Origin of the sequence: Corynebacterium sp. P4-C1 (assembly GCF_030503595.1) — a bacterium.
GTDB lineage: Bacteria > Actinomycetota > Actinomycetes > Mycobacteriales > Mycobacteriaceae > Corynebacterium.
Genome location: NZ_CP129966.1, coordinates 437,523 through 453,142, shown reverse-complemented (window position 1 = coordinate 453,142; position 15,620 = coordinate 437,523). Strand labels below are relative to the sequence as shown.

Genomic DNA, 15,620 nt, shown 5'->3' with positions numbered 1-15,620 from the left:
CGACGTCATCTCGATGATCGAGGACTACCGCCTCGACATCCGCACCGTCACCATGGGCATCTCGCTCATCGGGTGCACGCGCGCCACGATGGAAGCGACTGCGGAGACCGTCTACGACCGTGTCACCGCCCGCGCCGCCCGTCTCGTCGAAGTCTGCGAGGGCATTGAGCGCGAACTCGGCATCCCGATCGTGAATAAGCGCGTGTCCGTCTCCCCCATTGCGCTCGTCGCAGCGGGTGTGGACGGCAACCCCGCCGACATCGCCCGCGCCCTCGACCGCGCGGCGACCGAGCTGGGTGTGAACTTCATCGGCGGCTACTCCGCCCTCGTGGAAAAGGGCGCGACCGAGGCCGATTCGCGCCTCATCCGGTCCATCCCCGAGGCATTGTCTGAGACCAGCTTCGTCTGCGGTTCCGTCAACGTCGCATCGTCGCGCGCAGGCATCAATATGGATGCCGTGAAGACTATGGGCGAAGTGATCAAGGATGCCGCTGCCCGCACAGCCGACGACTCCTCCATCGCATGCGCCAAGCTCGTTGTCTTCGCCAACGCCGTCGGCGACAACCCGTTCATGGCGGGCGCATTCCACGGTATCGAGGAACCGGACGCCGTCGTGTCCGTTGGCGTCTCGGGCCCTGGCGTGGTGGACCGCGCCATCACGCCCCTTGCCGGGAAGAGCCTCAACGAGGTCGCCGAAGAAATCAAGAAGGCCGCGTTCAAGATCACCCGCGCCGGTCAGCTCGTCGGCAACCTCGCTGCGGAACGGCTCGGCGTGCCCTTCGGCATTGTGGATCTCTCCCTCGCCCCCACCGCGGAGGTCGGCGATTCCGTCGCCCACATCCTCGAGCACATGGGCCTCAACCAAGTGGGCACGCACGGCACGACAGCCGCGCTCGCATTGCTTAACGACGCCGTCAAGAAAGGCGGCATGATGGCCTGCTCCCGCGTCGGCGGTCTCTCCGGTTCTTTCATCCCCGTCTCCGAAGACCAGGGCATGATCGATGCGGTCCGTTCCGGTGCCATTTCACTGGACAAGCTCGAAGCGATGACATCGATCTGCTCCGTGGGCTTCGACATGATCGCCATCCCCGGCGACACCTCTGCTGCGTCCATCGCGGGCATGATCGCCGACGAAGCCGCTATCGGTGTGATGAACCATAAGACCACCGCCGCCCGCCTCATTCCTGTGCCGGGCACAAAGCCCGGCGATGAGGTGAACTTCGGTGGTCTTCTCGGATACGCCCCGGTCATTCCGGTTAGCGAAGTGTCCAACGCGCCATTCATCGAGCGCGGCGGGTTCATTCCCGCGCCGGTGCACGGGTTCCGCAATTAGCGCGGCGCGGGGCAGGACCTGACTAGTTCTTCTTGCCGTCGCGCTTCTTGCCCACGGTGAAGTAGCTCGCCCAGCCGATCGTGTTGGCCACACCGATGAAAGTGGTCCAGAACCACTTCGGGCCGCGCAGACGCTCCGCATCGGTACGGGCGAGATCCCACAGGGCGATGCCCTTCGCGGCGGTGTCGACCGCGCCGAGAATTCCGGCGGCAGTCTTCTCTTCCTTGCTCAGGGACTTCCAGGCTTCCAAGACAGAGTCAATCGGATTCATGCGTCCAATCATATTCGGCTCTTTCGTGGGCTGCCGTTCCACCCCGAGTACGCAGCTTTTGACCGCCGTGGATTTAGATTGCATTTTCAGCGGTTCTCCTGCGCATTTCCCCAGGCGGGGATGGAGGCGGTGTGATCGAGATCCACGCGTCGACAAGCAAACTCTTAGGCGAGTTCGACGATCTCCATGTATTCGTCGCTCCAGATGTCCTCGTCGCCTTCCGGCATGATGATCACGCGTTCCGGTTCGAGGGCGCGCACCGCGCCTGGATCGTGGGTGACCAGAACAACGGCGCCGGTGTAGGTCTTCAGCGCGTCAAGGACCTGCTCGCGGGATTGGGGGTCGAGGTTGTTGGTGGGCTCGTCGAGAAGCAGCACATTGGCGCGGGAGGAGACGAGCGTGGCCAGGGCGAGTCGCGTCTTCTCACCGCCGGAGAGCGTGCCGGCAGGCTGCTCGAGCTTGTCGCCGGAGAACATGAATGCGCCGAGCAGGCCGCGCAGGTCCTGCTGGCCAGCGTCGGGGCACGCTTCGATGGTGTTCTCCCAAACAGTCTTGTCGCCGTCGATGGTGTCGTGCTCCTGGGCGAAATAACCGATCTTCAGGCCGTGGCCGGTGACAAGGCCGCCCTCGCCGTCGGTGCGCTCAACGCCCGCGAGGAGCTTGAGCAGCGTCGTCTTTCCGGCACCGTTGGTGCCCAGAACGACCACGCGGGACCCCTTGTCGATCGCCAAGTCCACCCCCGCGAAGACCTCCAGCGACCCGTACATTTTGGTCAGGCCCTTGCCGAATAGCGGAGTCTTTCCGCACGGCGCGGGCTCAGGAAAGCTGATCGACGCCACCTTGTCCGCCACTCGGACCTCGTCGAGCTCGTTCATCATGCGGTCGGCGCGGGCGAGCATCTGCTTCGCGGCCGCTGCCTTTGTGGCTTTCGCACCGAGCTTGGCAGCTTGCTTCTGCAGGGCGGACGCCTTCTTCTCTGCGTTGGCGCGTTCACGGCGGCGGCGCGCCTCGTCCTCGGCGCGGGCGTCCTTGTACTTGGCGAAGCCCATGTTGTAAACATCTGCTTCGCCGCGGACGGCATCGAGGAACCAGACCTTGTTGCAGACGGCATCGAGAAGCTCGACGTCGTGGGAGATCATGATGAGACCGCCCTCGTGCTTGGAGAGGAACTCGCGCAGCCAAGTGATCGAGTCGGCGTCGAGGTGGTTTGTGGGCTCGTCGAGAAGCAAGGTAGTCGTGGACTTGCCCGCGCCGTCGTTGGCGGCGAAAAGGATCTGGGCGAGTTCCACGCGTCGGCGCTGGCCGCCCGACAGCGTTTTGAGCTGCTGGTCCAGAATACGGTCCGGCAAGCCGAGGTTGTCGCAAATCTGTGCCGCCTCAGCGTCGGCTTCGTATCCGCCGAGCGAGTGGAAACGCTCCTCGAGACGTGAGTACTTGGAGATCGCGGCGTCGCGCTTCGCCCCGTCCTCGACCTCCATGATCTCCTGCTGCCGTTCCATAGAGGAACGGATCTGGTCGAGCCCGCGGGCGGACAGAACACGGTCGCGGGCGGTCTGCTCGATATTGCCCTCTCGTGAGTCCTGCGGCAGGTAGCCGATCTCGCCGGAGCGGGTCACCGACCCGCCATACGGCTCGGTCTCCCCCGCCAGGATGCGCATTGTCGTGGTCTTGCCAGCACCGTTGCGGCCGACAAGTCCGATGCGGTCGCCCGGCTGCACGCGCAGGTGCTGGCCGGGTGCGTTGAGCAGAGTGCGTGCGCCGACGCGGACTTCGAGGTCGTTCGTGACAATCACAACGGGTCAGTGTACCGCTGTGGTCAAACCAGAATCACTAGACCGCAAAGCCGAGTGCGCGGAGCTGCTCGCGGCCCTCCTCGGTAATCATGTGCGGGCCCCACGGTGGCATCCAGACCCAGTTGAGGGTGATCGCGTCGACGGTACCGGAACCGACGGCGGCCTGCTCGGCCTGCTCCTCGATCACGTCGGTGAGCGGGCACGCCGGGGAAGTCAGCGTCATGTTGATCACGGCGCGCTTCTTGTCGGCTTCCTCCTCGATCCAGATGTCATAGACGAGGCCCAAGTCGACGACGTTGATGCCCAGCTCGGGGTCGATCACGTCGTGGAGGTACTCGGCGACGTCGGCGGCGAGCTGGATCTGCTCTTCCGTCTGCTCGGGGCGCTCGCCCGGGCCGTCGAAGCTGGAGGCCGACTCGCGTGTCGCGTCGGATTCGTTCGGTGTGGTCATGATGTCACTCCTTGGTCTGGTTGTTTTCAAGCTCGGTGATGGCATCGCTGGTGGCGGCCTGGAACGCTTTCCAGCCGAGCAGCGCGCACTTCACGCGAGCCGGGAATTTAGCCACGCCGGCGAAAGCGATGCCGTCGCCGATCATCTCCGCGTCGCCTTCCTTCTCGCCCTTGCAGGTGATCATCTCTTCGAAGGCGTCGAGCTTCTTCATCGCCTCAGCGACCGGCAGGCCGATCACTTCCTCGGTGAGCACGCTTGTCGACGCCTGCGAGATCGAGCATCCCTCCGCGTCATACGAGATGTCCTCGACCGTCTTGCCGTCCTCGGACAAGTGCACCCGGAGCGTCAGCTCGTCGCCGCAGGACGGGTTGACGTGGTGGACCTCTGCCTCGTAAGGATCGCGCAGGCCGGCATTTTGCGGGTTCTTGTAGTGGTCGAGGATGACCTCTTGGTACATCGACTCCAGGTTCATGCTCTTATCTTCCTACCTTGGCTTTCTACCTTTGAAATATTCCGGTGCTTCCCCAGGCTGCAACGGTGCTAGGCACCGAAGAATTCCTGTGCGGAACGGATACCGCTGACAAGTGCGTCGATCTCCTGCTTCGTGTTGTACAGGTAGAAGCTTGCGCGGGCGGTGGACTGCGCGTCAAGGCCGCGGTGCGCGGGCCACGCGCAGTGGTGGCCGACGCGGATGCACACGCCCTTGGAGTCCAGGACCTGTCCGAGGTCGTGGGGATGGATGCCGTCGACGACGAAAGATATAGCGCCGCCGCGGGACTCGGCTTCGGTCGGCCCGGCAATACGCAGTCCTTCGATCTCCTGCATGCGCTCGAGGGCGTAGGCGGTGAGCTCGTGCTCGTGAGCCTGGATATTGTCCATCCCGATTTCGTTGAGGAAGTCGACCGCGGCGCCGAGACCGACGACCTGGCTGGTCATCTGGGTTCCGGCTTCGAAGCGCTGCGGCGCCGGGGCGTACGTGGATCCCTCCATGCGCACGACTTCGATCATGGAGCCGCCGGTGAGGAAAGGCGGGAGTGCGTCCAGCAGCGAGCCCTTGCCGTAAACGACACCGACACCGGACGGGCCGCACATCTTGTGGCCGGAGAACGCAGCGAAATCGACGTCGAGGGCGTGGAGGTCGACCGGCTGGTGCGGCACCGACTGGCAGGCGTCCAGCACCGTCAGCGCCCCGACGGCCTTGGCGCGGCGGACGATCTCCGCCACATCGGGGATCGCTCCCGTCACGTTGGACTGGTGGGTGAACGCGACAACCTTGACCGTGTCGTCGAGTTCAAGCGAGTCGAGGTCGATGCGCCCGTCATCGGTCATGCCGTACCACTTCAGGGTCACACCGGTGCGGCGGGCGAGCTCCTGCCACGGAACGAGGTTGGCGTGGTGCTCCAACTCGGTGATCACGATGGTGTCGCCTTCGCTAACGCGGTACTCGGCTGCGCGGTCGTCGCCAAGCGTGTACGCAACGAGGTTGAGCGCCTCCGTCGCGTTCTTCGTGAAGGCGATCTCGTGGCCCTCCGCCCCGACGAACTGGGCGATATTCTCGCGCGCCGACTCGTAGGCGTCCGTGGCTTCCTCCGCGAGCTGGTAGGCACCGCGGTGGACGGGAGCGAAGGTGTTCAGCACGAACTCCTCCTCGGCACGCCACACGCGCTCGGGTCGTTGCGATGTCGCGCCCGAGTCGAGGTACACCAAAGGCGTGTCCCCGCGCACGGTGCGCTGCAGGATCGGAAACTCCGCGCGGATCGCGTCGGTGTTCAAAGTTCCGTCGGTGTTCACGTACTGGTTCATGTGCTCGGTTCTGTGTGGAATTTAGGTGTTTGGTGGGAAAGAAAAACGGCCGGCTCAAGGTGCGGCCGGCCGTCGGGTGGAGTTTAGACGAAAGCGTCGTAGCCCTCGGCCTCGAGCTTCTCAGCGAGCTCGAAACCACCGGTGTGCTTGATCACGCCGTCAGCGAAGATGTGCACGTGGTCCGGCTTCACGTAGTTCAGGATGCGCTGGTAGTGGGTGATCATGAGGATGCCGCCGTTGGTCTCCTCCTGGTAGCGGTTAATGCCCTCGGAGACGATGCGCAGTGCGTCGACGTCCAGGCCGGAGTCGGTCTCGTCCATGACGGCGAACTTCGGCTTCATCAGGGACAGCTGCATGACCTCGTGGCGCTTCTTCTCGCCGCCGGAGAAGCCTTCGTTGACAGCACGCTCGCTGAACGACGGGTCGATCTTCAGGTCGTCACGGGCCTGGTTGAGCTCCTGCACCCACTCGCGCAGCTTCGGTGCCTCGCCGCGGACGGCGGTGACAGCGGAGCGCATGAAGTTCGAGGAGGAGACACCCGGGACCTCGACCGGGTACTGCATGGCCAAGAAGAGACCGGCGCGTGCGCGCTCGTCGACTTCCATCTCGAGGATGTTCTCGCCGTCGAGTAGCACCTCGCCCTCGGTCACCTCGTAGGACGGGTGGCCGGAGAGGGTGTACGCCAGCGTGGACTTGCCGGAGCCGTTCGGGCCCATGATGGCGTGGGTCTCGCCGGAGTTGATGGTCAGATTGACGCCCTTGAGGATCGGGGTGGGATCCTGGCCTTCCTCGAGCGGGAGGACCGAGGCGTGGAGGTTCTTGATTTCCAGGGTAGACATAGAACTCTTTTCTCTTTCGTTTTAAAAGGGTGTTGCCTTAAGCCAAGGGCCTTAGAGGTTGACCTGCTCGAGCTCTCCGGACACGCGGTTGATCAGCTCTTCGCGCACGGACTCGACCGGGATGCGGTTAAGCACCTCGTTGAAGAAGCCGCGGACGATGAGACGGCGGGCTTCCCCGTCGGGGATGCCGCGGGACTTGAGGTAGAACAGCTGCTCTTCGTCGAAGCGGCCGACGGTGGCGGCGTGGCCGGCACCGGGGATGTCGCCGGTCTCGATCTCCAGGTTCGGGATCGCGTCGGCGCGGGCACCGTCGGTGAGCACGATATTGCGGTTCGCCTCGTAGGTCTCCGTGCCGGATGCGTTGGAGCGGATGAGCACGTCGCCGACCCAGCAGGTGCGTGCGTCGGGGAGCTTGGAGTCCTTGTCGCCCTGGAGCGCACCCTTGTACAGCACGTTGGAGCGGCAGTACGGGTGGTTGTGGTCCACGAGGAGGCGGTTCTCGATGTACTGGCCGTCGTCGGCGTAGTACACACCGATCAGCTCGACGTCGCCGCCGGAGCCTGCGTACTTCACGCGCGGGGTGTTGCGGACGACTTCGCCGCCAAAGGTGGCCACGGTGTGGCGCAGCACGGCATCGCGGCCGACGACGATGCTCTGAGCACCGACGTGGACGGCATCGTTGTTCCACTCCTCGTCGACGATGACGTTGACGTGGGCGTTGTCGCCGATGACAAAGTTGACGTTGTCGGCGTGGGTGCCGGAGCCGGTGTACTGCACGATGATGGTCGCGGTGGCAGACTCCCCGACCTCGACGTGGATGCCGGCGAAGCTGGTGGCGTCGTCGCCCGCACCGGTTGTGGTAATGACGATCGGCTCGCTCAGCTCAGCCTTCGCGGGAACCGTCACGACAGTCGCGTTCGGCATGGACGTCCACGCCTGGGCGGCGATGCGGTCGGTCGGGGCGGCGACGGCCTTGAGGCGTTCGTCGTCACGCTGCGCCTCTTCGACGGTGACCTCGCTCGGAGCGTTGACCTCGATCTGGGCGTCGGTCTGCTCGGCGAACTTGCCGTTGTGCAGCCCGCGCAGACGGCGCAGGGAGACAAAGCGCCAGACTTCGTCGCGGCCCTGAGGCACCTCGAAGTCGTTGACGTCGTAGGAGGCGAACAGGTCGCCCTTGTTGTCGTGGAAGGTCGCGTTGCCCACGCGCTCCTTCTTCACAGCGGTGTCGGTCAATTTAGCCCACCGATCCTTCCATCTGCAGTTCAATGAGTCGGTTGAGCTCCAGCGCGTATTCCATCGGGAGCTCCTTCGCGATTGGCTCGATGAAGCCGCGGACGATCATCGCCATCGCGTCTTCCTCGGAAATGCCGCGCGACATGAGGTAGAACAGCTGCTCCTCGCTCACCTTCGACACCTTCGCCTCGTGGCCCAGGGTCACGTGGTCGTTGCGGATGTCGTTATACGGGTAGGTGTCCGTGCGCGAGATGTTGTCCACGAGCAGAGCATCGCACTCGATGTTCGAGGTGGAGTTCTTCGCGTTGGCGTTGATCTGCACCAAGCCGCGGTAGGCGGCGCGGCCGCCGTTGCGGGACACGGACTTGGACACGATGTTGGAGGAGGTGTTCGGCGCCATGTGGACGACCTTCGCACCGGTGTCCTGGGTCTGGCCTTCGCCGCAGAACTGTGCGGACAGGACCTCGCCGCGGGCGTTCGGGCCCGTCATCCAGACAGCCGGGTACTTCATGTTCACCTTGGAACCGATGTTGCCGTCGACCCACTCCATGGTGGCGCCTTCCTCGGCGCGGGCACGCTGGGTGACCAGGTTGTACACGTTGTTGGACCAGTTCTGGATCGTGGTGTAGCGGCAGCGCGCGTTCTTCTTCACAATGATCTCCACGACTGCTGCGTGCAGCGAGTCGGACTGGTAGATCGGCGCGGTGCAGCCCTCGACGTAGTGGACGTAAGCGTCCTCGTCGACAACGATGAGGGTGCGCTCGAACTGGCCCATGTTCTCGGTGTTGATGCGGAAGTAGGCCTGCAGCGGGATCTCCACATGGACGCCCTTGGGCACGTAGATGAAGGAGCCGCCGGACCACACAGCCGCGTTCAGCGCGGAGAACTTGTTGTCGCCAGCCGGGACGACAGAACCGAAGTACTCCTCGAACAGCTCCGGGTACTCGCGCAGGCCGGTGTCGGTGTCGACGAAGATGACACCCTGTTCTTCGAGATCCTCGCGGATCTTGTGGTAGACGACCTCGGACTCGTACTGGGCGGCGACACCAGCGACGAGGCGCTGCTTCTCGGCTTCCGGGATGCCCAGCTTGTCGTAGGTGTTCTTGATGTCTTCCGGCAGATCTTCCCAGCTTGTCGCCTGCTGCTCGGTGGAGCGGACGAAGTACTTGATCTGGTCGAAGTCGATGCCGGACAGGTCCGGACCCCAGTTCGGCAGAGGCTTCTTGTTGTAGATGTCCAGCGCCTTCAGGCGCTGCTCGAGCATCCACTCCGGCTCATTCTTGGCCGCAGAGATCTCGCGCACAACATCTTCGTCGAGACCGCGGCGGGCGACGGAACCAGCCTCGTCGGAGTCGTGCCACCCGTAGTTGTACGGGCCCATGGACTCAATAATCTCATCGTCGTTCATCGGCTTTTCCAGGCCGGGTGCGGGAGTCGTGCTAGTCATCGTCTCCGCTCCTTTCGCATTGTGTTTCCTCCAGCTTGGGTGCTCGTTGCGAGACTGATGTGCGCCGTGCACACGCCGTCCCCATTGGCGATGAGGGCCAGCGGCGCGACGGTGGAGCCCACCAGTTCCGCAATTAACTCGTGCTCTGCCTCACAGATTTCCGGGTACTCGGCGGCGACCGCGTGAACCGGGCAGTGATGCTGGCACAGTTGCAGACCCGAGCCTACGTGGTTCGTTTCGGCGGCGTAGCCATGGGCTGCGAAAGCGTCCGCGACGTGGGTTGCGGCTTCCTCGACAGCGTCGGAACCACCGTTTTCACGCGCATTTCGCTTATCGACGTCCCCCGCCGCCCCCAGCAGCCTCTCCGCCCTCTTGCGCGCCAGGCGTTTGACGGCTTCGCGGCCGCCGATTTCCTCCACTTCGGCGAAGGCGGCGAGAGCGAGCTCGTCGTAACCGTTACCGAAGTGGTCGCGCCCCGAGGCGGTGAGTCTGTAGTGCTGCGCCGGGCGCCCCCTGGAGGGCTTTCCCGACGGGGACTGTGCGGGGGCGTCGCAGGCCTCCACGAGCTCGGACTCGAGCAGCTTGTCTATGTGCCGGCGTACGCCGGCAGGTGAGAGACCAACTTGGTCCGCGAGGCTGGCTGCAGTAGTCGAGCCGGAGCGGAGCATGCACGACATGATGCGCTGGCGGGTCTGACCGTCGGTCGACCGTTGTGCACCTGTCATTTCGTGCTTCACCTTTCTCTTGGCCTGTTGCCAGTGCCATGTTCCGTGTGCAATGTGCCCTCTGCCCCTGACCGGTGTACCGCGGCGGCAGCGACGGGCGGACCCTGTGACGGGCCTCTCAACCATTAGACAACACTAGTGTGCGCTAAATTCGGCCATTCTTCAAGGGTGGGTGTGGCACACCGTTTTGTACACTACGTCTGTGAAATCGGAGCCTCGGACGACCCGGATGACTAAACCTGGTGGGCAGCTCCGCGCCGTGCTGCGCGAGCTGCCCCGCCTCGGCCGTCCCGGCACCCGTTCCGCCGAGCTGCACTTCGATCCCCTCGGGGTTCCCCCGGCGGCGCCGGCGTCCCCGTCGATATGGGAGCGCAACCGCTTCGAAATTCTCCGTGTCATCGGGCTGGTGGGCACGCTCCTGATCGGTCTCGGCGGTGTGGGCGGCGGCGCGCTGCCGGTGGTGGATGCGTCGGCTACCTCCTTCAGTTCGCTGCCGTTGGGGGCGTTGATGGGGAGGATGATGCTGGCGTCGTCAAGCGTTGTACTCGTCGGCGTTGCCTTCCTTGTTTTCGCCTGGCTGCTGATGGGCGCGTTCGTCGGCGCGAACGGCGGTGCGGCGCGCGTCGAAGTGCCCGTGCTGCTGCGCACGTTCGGCGCCTGGATTGTGCCCCTCATTTTCACTGCTCCGCTGTTCACGCAGGATATTTACTCGTATCTGGCCCAAGGCGCGATCGTGGCGCGGGGGATGGACCCGTATTCCGCGGGGCCGGTGGAGCTGCTCGGGCACGAAGATCCGCTGGCGCGCAGCGTGCCGTTCATCTGGGCGGAATCGCCGTCGCCGTACGGGCCCGTGGCGCTGGGAATCTCCTCACTCGTGTCGCAAGTGACCGGCACATCGATCTTCTGGGGCGTAGTCTGCCACCGCGTACTTTCCCTGTTCGGTGTCGCCGCCGCGGCATGGGCGATCGTGGCGCTGGCGCGGCGCTGCGGGGTCAACCGCTCGGCTGCCGTGTGGCTTGGCGTGCTCAACCCGCTTGTCGTCCTGCACCTCATCGGGGGGATCCATAACGAGGCGATCATGATGGGCATCCTTCTCGTCGGCCTCGAGCTCGGCCTGCGCGGTGTCGAACGCCTGGATGACGCCTCCGGTTGGATCCAGCTTTTCGCGTCCGGCGTGCTCATCAGCTGCGCCGGGATGGTGAAGGTGACCGGCTTCCTCGCGCTCGGTTTCGTGGGCATGGCGCTCGCGCGGCGCTGGGGCGGGTGCTCCGGAATCTTGCGTGCCGCTCTGCTGCAGCTCGTCGTCATGGTCGTCACCATCGCCGGCGCCACCGCGGTGACAGACATCGGGCTCGGCTGGGTCAGCGGACAGGGCGGTGCCGCATCCATCCGCAGTTGGCTGTCCATGACCACGGACATCGGTGTTATCGCCGCGTTCGTCGGCCAACTGCTGGGGCTGGGCGACCACTCCGAGGCGATGCTCGTGATCACCCGCACCGCCGGCCTCCTCGTCGCCGTGAGTTTCGTCGTCCGCATGCTGTGGGCGACGTACAAGGGAACGGTCCACCCCGTTGGGGGGCTGGGCGTGGCCACCCTCGTGCTCGTGCTTCTGTTCCCCGTCGTGCACCCCTGGTATCCGCTGTGGGGTATCATGCCGCTCGCCGGGTGGGCAAACCGGACCTTCTTCCGCGCAGGTACCGCCGCATACTGCGCCCTGTTCAGCTTCGTGGTGCTCCCCCGCGGACTCGCACTTCCGCCGGGCGCGGTGGCCACGATCTACCTCAACGCTCTCCTCGCCGTCGCTGTGATCGCCGCCGGCGCGTGGGCGTGGTTAAGGGTCCGTGGACAAAAAGTTCTACACTAAGCCCGATGAAACCTGCACAATCCTCCGGCCACGACGCGCCCGCCACCGCGCGCACGGCGGATTCCGAGGTGGCGCTCGAAGTCCGCGACGTCGTCAAGACATTCGGCACCGACACAGCCGTCGACCACTTGAGCTTCGCCGCCCGCCGCGGTGAGGTCCTGGCGCTGCTCGGCCCCAACGGCGCGGGAAAGACCACCACGATCGAGATGTGCGAGGGGTTCACTTCCCCCACCAGCGGCTCCATCTCCGTGCTGGGCATGGACCCGCAGCGCGAAGGCGGGAAGGTGCGGGAGCGCATCGGCATCATGCTCCAGGGAGGCGGCTCTTATTCGGGCATCCGTGTCAAGGAGTTGCTCGATCTCACGGCCTCCTACAACGCGGACCCGCTCGACCCAGCCTGGCTCATGGACACGCTCGGCCTGAACAAGGTCGCCAACACCACCTACCGCCGTTTATCCGGCGGCCAGCAGCAGCGCCTGTCACTCGCGTTGGCGCTGATCGGCCGGCCTGAGCTCGTTTTCCTCGACGAGCCGACCGCGGGCATGGATGCCCAGTCGCGCCGCGCAGTGTGGGAGCTTGTCCGCGCCCTCCGCCGCGACGGCGTCACCGTCATCCTGACGACCCACCTGATGGACGAGGCGGAGCACCTCGCTGACAACGTCGTCATCATCGACCGCGGCTCGGTCGTCGCCTCGGGCACGCCGCAGGAGCTCATCGACGCCGGCGACAACCCCGCGCTGCACATTCGCACCGGGGAGCCGCTGGATCTGTCGTCGATAAGCGCGGAAGCAACGCTTATCGACGACAACTCCCACACCTACCGCCTCCACTCCGCCGGCGACCCGCAAATTATCGCTGCCGTCGCTTCCGAAGCCGCGCGCCAGAACGTCCTGATCAAGGAACTCGGCGTGCGCCACCGCACTCTCGAGGACGTCTTCCTGGACCTCACCGGACGGGAACTAAGGGCTTGATCGCTATGAGCACTGACACTTCACGTACTTCACACACTTCACCTGCTTCACGGTTCGCCCCCGGCACTTTCACCCCAGCCCCGAAACGGGCCGGAGCCGCCAGCATGATCGCATCGCAGGGGCGCATCGAGGCTGTCCTCCTGCTGCGCCACGGCGAGCAGATCCTGGTGAACCTGCTCATCCCCGCCGCCATCCTGGTCGGCGCGGCCTTTGTCCCGGTGCTAGGCGACCAGACAAGCCTGGATCAGATAGTCACCATGGTGTTCTCCATCGCGGCTGCTTCGGCCGGGTTCACGGGACAGGCGATCTCGCTGGCTTTCGACCGCCGGTACGGAGCGTTGAAACGCACTGGCGCGTCGGGGGTTCCCGCGTGGACGATCATCGCGGGCAAGGTGTTGGGTGTTCTGGCCACCGTGCTTGTGCAGATCCTCGTGCTCGGCGGCATTGCCCTGGCCCTCGGCTGGCGTATTTCTCCCGGTGGCGCGGTACTGGGATTCTTGACGCTTTTGGCAGGCGTCACCGCCTTCACCTCCCTGGGTCTCCTGCTCGGCGGAACGCAGTCCTCTGAGGTAGTGCTGGCGGTGGCCAACTTCATCTGGCTGCTCATGCTGGCTGTCCTCGGCTGGGTCGTCTACTCCGACAATCTCGCTACGCCTGGTGTGTGGGACCTCGTTCCGTCGGTTGCGCTCGCCAGCGCCATGGACGGTGCACTCCACGCCGTCATCCACCCGTGGGCCTGGCTGGCCCTGATCGGGTGGGCCGTTTTCGCCGTCGCGGGAACTATCCGGTGGTTCAGATTCGACGGATAGCATGAGTGAATTTTTTCCATCCCCGACCCGCTCCACCACTATTCACGTGAAAGGCACGAACTGACCGTGAGCACCACCACTTCCGCACAGTCCCGCTCCTTCTGGCAGCGTCTCAAGGACACACCGACGCTCAAGACCCAGCGCATTTTCACCCTGATCGTGCTGGTCGCACAGGCAGGCATCACTTTCACGGGGTCCCTGGTGCGCGTCACAGGATCGGGCCTGGGCTGCGACACATGGCCGCTGTGCCACGAGGGGTCCCTGTTCCCGGTCCCGGGCGCCAACCCGTGGGTGCACCAACTCATTGAGTTCGGCAACCGCACGCTGACCTTCGTCGTGGCGGCCGCGACGATCGTCCTGTTCATCGGGGTGCTACGTGCGAACCGCCGGAATGAGATCATCGTGTTGTCGCTGATCTCCGGCCTCGGTGTGGTGGTGCAGGCCGTGATCGGCGGTATCTCCGTGCTCCTGGACTTGCGCTGGTGGTCCGTCGCCATCCACTTCCTGCCGTCGATGCTGCTCGTGTTCGTCGCGGCGGTGCTCTACATGCGCATCGCGGAACCCGACGATATCGCCCCGGAGCGCCGCTACTCCCCGACCGCGCAGTGGCTCGTCGTCGCGGCCGCCGTCGCCCTCTGCCTCGTTCTGGTCACCGGCACGATGGTCACCGGTTCCGGCCCGCATGCGGGCGACGCCGCCGCCGGCATGGAAGGCCGCTTGCAGCTTCCCACGCGCACCCTGGCGTATGTCCACGCCGCGTTCATGTACCTCTACCTGGCGTTCACGCTCATGTCCGTCTACATCCTGCGCCGTGAAAACGCGCCGCAGGATGCGTACCGGACGTCCCTGGTGCTCGTCGGCATGATCGTGGTGCAGTGGGCCATCGGCGTCGGCCAGTTCTACCTCGGTGTGCCGCGCTGGACGGTGCCGATGCACATCCTCATGTCAGGTATCGTCGTCATGTTCACTGCATTCGTGTTCGCGCACGGTAACCGCCGTCTACCGCTGCTCGCGCCGCACCAATACAACACTTCTGCGTCCTAGGTGGCGCTCCCCCGCGTAGCCTGGGGACGTATGAAGGCTATCCAGATCACCGCTCACGGGGGACCCGAGGCACTCTCGCTTGCCGACGTCCCCACTCCCACCCCCTCCAGCAACCAGGTTGCTGGCCAAGACCAGGTTCTTGTCAGGGTCTCCTATGCGGGTGTCAATTACATCGACACCTACTACCGCGAAGGGATATACCACTCGGAGCTCCCGTTCATCCCCGGCCTGGAAGGCTGCGGCGAGGTCGTGGAGGACCCCGCCGGGAACATCGCCCCGGGCACGGTCGTCGCCTGGGATTCCACGCCCGGCTCCTACGCAGAGTACGTCTGCGTCGACCGCAACAGGCTCGTCGCCGTGCCGGACACGATCCCGGCGAATGTCGCCGCGACGATGCTGCTGCAAGGCATTACCGCCCACTATCTGCTCTACGGTGTGCGCGACACCCAGCAGGGCGACACGATCCTCCTCACGGCGGGAGCCGGCGGCGTCGGTCTCCTGCTGACGCAGCTCGCCGCCGCGCAGGGGGCCACGGTGTATTCGGTGGTCTCCACCGACGAGAAGGAGCAGCTTGCTTACGACGCCGGTGCCACTGAGGTGTTCCGCTACAGCGACGACCTCGCGGAGATGGTGCGGCGCCGCAACGGTGGACGGGGGGTCGATGTGGTCTACGACGGCGTCGGCAGAGACACCTTCAACGAGTCTCTGGAGGCCGTCCGGCCCCGAGGTCTCGTGTGCCTGTTCGGCGCCGCTTCCGGCCCTGTGGACCCCATTGATCCGCAGCTGCTGAACACCCACGGGTCGATCTTCCTCACCCGCCCGTCCATCGGTGCCTACACCGCAACGGACGACGAGTTCCGCATGCGCGCCCAAGCCGTGGTGCGCGCCATCGACGACGGGACGCTCAACATCCGCGTCCAGGAGCCCTATGCGCTTGCCGATGCCGCCCAGGCCCACGCCGATCTCCAGTCCCGCAAGACGACCGGTTCGATCGTGTTGCGCGTGCACGGCGAGCGCGACTAACGGCTCACCGGGGA

At 64.9% G+C, this 15,620-nt stretch carries 15 protein-coding genes; 6 read left to right on the top strand and 9 right to left on the bottom strand.

All coding sequences use genetic code 11. The annotated features are described in order from the left end of the window. Positions 1-13 precede the first annotated feature (13 nt). Complete coding sequence (locus QYR03_RS02150; protein ID WP_301978975.1) at positions 14-1,333, top strand: PFL family protein; 1,320 nt, start codon at positions 14-16, stop codon at positions 1,331-1,333. A 22-nt stretch (positions 1,334-1,355) separates the two neighbouring features. On the opposite strand, the gene QYR03_RS02145 is transcribed toward QYR03_RS02150, so the two are convergent. From QYR03_RS02145 to QYR03_RS02105, 9 genes are all read right to left on the bottom strand, one after another. After that, the gene (locus tag QYR03_RS02145; RefSeq protein ID WP_259850804.1) at positions 1,356-1,604 is read right to left on the bottom strand and encodes a hypothetical protein; all 249 of its coding nucleotides are present in this window, start codon (positions 1,602-1,604) and stop codon (positions 1,356-1,358) included. 164 nt (positions 1,605-1,768) lie between these two features. After that, a complete protein-coding gene (locus tag QYR03_RS02140; RefSeq protein WP_259850802.1) occupies positions 1,769-3,397 on the bottom strand; it encodes an ABC-F family ATP-binding cassette domain-containing protein in 1,629 nt (542 codons plus the stop codon). A gap of 37 nt (positions 3,398-3,434) precedes the next feature. Further along, complete coding sequence (locus tag QYR03_RS02135; RefSeq protein ID WP_301712415.1) at positions 3,435-3,848, bottom strand: metal-sulfur cluster assembly factor; 414 nt, start codon at positions 3,846-3,848, stop codon at positions 3,435-3,437. A 4-nt stretch (positions 3,849-3,852) separates the two neighbouring features. Beyond that, positions 3,853-4,320 (bottom strand): Fe-S cluster assembly sulfur transfer protein SufU, encoded by a 468-nt coding sequence (sufU, locus tag QYR03_RS02130; RefSeq protein ID WP_301712414.1) that lies wholly within the window; start codon positions 4,318-4,320, stop codon positions 3,853-3,855. A gap of 68 nt (positions 4,321-4,388) precedes the next feature. After that, on the bottom strand, positions 4,389-5,651 hold the full coding sequence (locus QYR03_RS02125) for a cysteine desulfurase (protein WP_301712413.1): 1,263 nt from the start codon (positions 5,649-5,651) through the stop codon (positions 4,389-4,391). Positions 5,652-5,734: 83 nt separating this feature from the next. Further along, complete coding sequence (sufC, locus tag QYR03_RS02120) at positions 5,735-6,490, bottom strand: Fe-S cluster assembly ATPase SufC (protein ID WP_259850795.1); 756 nt, start codon at positions 6,488-6,490, stop codon at positions 5,735-5,737. A gap of 51 nt (positions 6,491-6,541) precedes the next feature. Continuing rightward, positions 6,542-7,723: a Fe-S cluster assembly protein SufD gene (gene sufD, locus QYR03_RS02115; RefSeq protein WP_259850793.1), complete on the bottom strand. Its 1,182-nt coding sequence runs from the start codon at positions 7,721-7,723 to the stop codon at positions 6,542-6,544. Between the two features lies 1 nt (position 7,724). Further along, positions 7,725-9,170, bottom strand: coding sequence for a Fe-S cluster assembly protein SufB (gene sufB / locus QYR03_RS02110; RefSeq protein ID WP_259850791.1), 1,446 nt, complete (start codon positions 9,168-9,170; stop codon positions 7,725-7,727). Then, positions 9,167-9,895, bottom strand: coding sequence for a metalloregulator ArsR/SmtB family transcription factor (locus QYR03_RS02105; protein WP_259850790.1), 729 nt, complete (start codon positions 9,893-9,895; stop codon positions 9,167-9,169). Before QYR03_RS02105 ends, sufB begins: the two co-directional genes overlap by 4 nt. 229 nt (positions 9,896-10,124) lie before the next feature. On the opposite strand from QYR03_RS02105, the gene mptB reads away from it, so the two are divergent. The 5 genes from mptB to QYR03_RS02080 all read left to right on the top strand — a co-directional run bounded on the left by mptB (position 10,125) and on the right by QYR03_RS02080 (position 15,606). Further along, the gene (gene mptB, locus QYR03_RS02100; protein ID WP_259850788.1) at positions 10,125-11,759 is read left to right on the top strand and encodes a polyprenol phosphomannose-dependent alpha 1,6 mannosyltransferase MptB; all 1,635 of its coding nucleotides are present in this window, start codon (positions 10,125-10,127) and stop codon (positions 11,757-11,759) included. A 5-nt stretch (positions 11,760-11,764) separates the two neighbouring features. Next, on the top strand, positions 11,765-12,730 hold the full coding sequence (locus QYR03_RS02095; RefSeq protein ID WP_259850786.1) for an ABC transporter ATP-binding protein: 966 nt from the start codon (positions 11,765-11,767) through the stop codon (positions 12,728-12,730). 104 nt (positions 12,731-12,834) lie between these two features. Then, entirely contained in the window at positions 12,835-13,539 is a 705-nt protein-coding gene (locus QYR03_RS02090) for an ABC transporter permease (protein WP_301712412.1), read from the top strand. 66 nt (positions 13,540-13,605) lie between these two features. Further along, entirely contained in the window at positions 13,606-14,583 is a 978-nt protein-coding gene (locus QYR03_RS02085; RefSeq protein ID WP_301712411.1) for a heme A synthase, read from the top strand. Between the two features lie 30 nt (positions 14,584-14,613). After that, entirely contained in the window at positions 14,614-15,606 is a 993-nt protein-coding gene (locus QYR03_RS02080; protein ID WP_301712410.1) for a quinone oxidoreductase, read from the top strand. Positions 15,607-15,620: the final 14 nt, after the last annotated feature.

What these genes read in the sequence shown, in the direction of transcription:
- QYR03_RS02150 (WP_301978975.1), top strand. Translation starts at nt 14, where the DNA reads ATGATCGAGGACTACCGCCTCGACATCCGCACCGTCACCATGGGCATC.
- QYR03_RS02145 (WP_259850804.1), bottom strand. Translation starts at nt 1,604, where the DNA reads ATGAATCCGATTGACTCTGTCTTGGAAGCCTGGAAGTCCCTGAGCAAG.
- QYR03_RS02135 (WP_301712415.1), bottom strand. Translation starts at nt 3,848, where the DNA reads ATGACCACACCGAACGAATCCGACGCGACACGCGAGTCGGCCTCCAGC.
- sufU (WP_301712414.1), bottom strand. Translation starts at nt 4,320, where the DNA reads ATGAACCTGGAGTCGATGTACCAAGAGGTCATCCTCGACCACTACAAG.
- QYR03_RS02125 (WP_301712413.1), bottom strand. Translation starts at nt 5,651, where the DNA reads ATGAACCAGTACGTGAACACCGACGGAACTTTGAACACCGACGCGATC.
- sufC (WP_259850795.1), bottom strand. Translation starts at nt 6,490, where the DNA reads ATGTCTACCCTGGAAATCAAGAACCTCCACGCCTCGGTCCTCCCGCTC.
- sufB (WP_259850791.1), bottom strand. Translation starts at nt 9,170, where the DNA reads ATGACTAGCACGACTCCCGCACCCGGCCTGGAAAAGCCGATGAACGAC.
- QYR03_RS02105 (WP_259850790.1), bottom strand. Translation starts at nt 9,895, where the DNA reads ATGACAGGTGCACAACGGTCGACCGACGGTCAGACCCGCCAGCGCATC.
- mptB (WP_259850788.1), top strand. Translation starts at nt 10,125, where the DNA reads ATGACTAAACCTGGTGGGCAGCTCCGCGCCGTGCTGCGCGAGCTGCCC.
- QYR03_RS02095 (WP_259850786.1), top strand. Translation starts at nt 11,765, where the DNA reads ATGAAACCTGCACAATCCTCCGGCCACGACGCGCCCGCCACCGCGCGC.
- QYR03_RS02090 (WP_301712412.1), top strand. Translation starts at nt 12,835, where the DNA reads ATGATCGCATCGCAGGGGCGCATCGAGGCTGTCCTCCTGCTGCGCCAC.
- QYR03_RS02080 (WP_301712410.1), top strand. Translation starts at nt 14,614, where the DNA reads ATGAAGGCTATCCAGATCACCGCTCACGGGGGACCCGAGGCACTCTCG.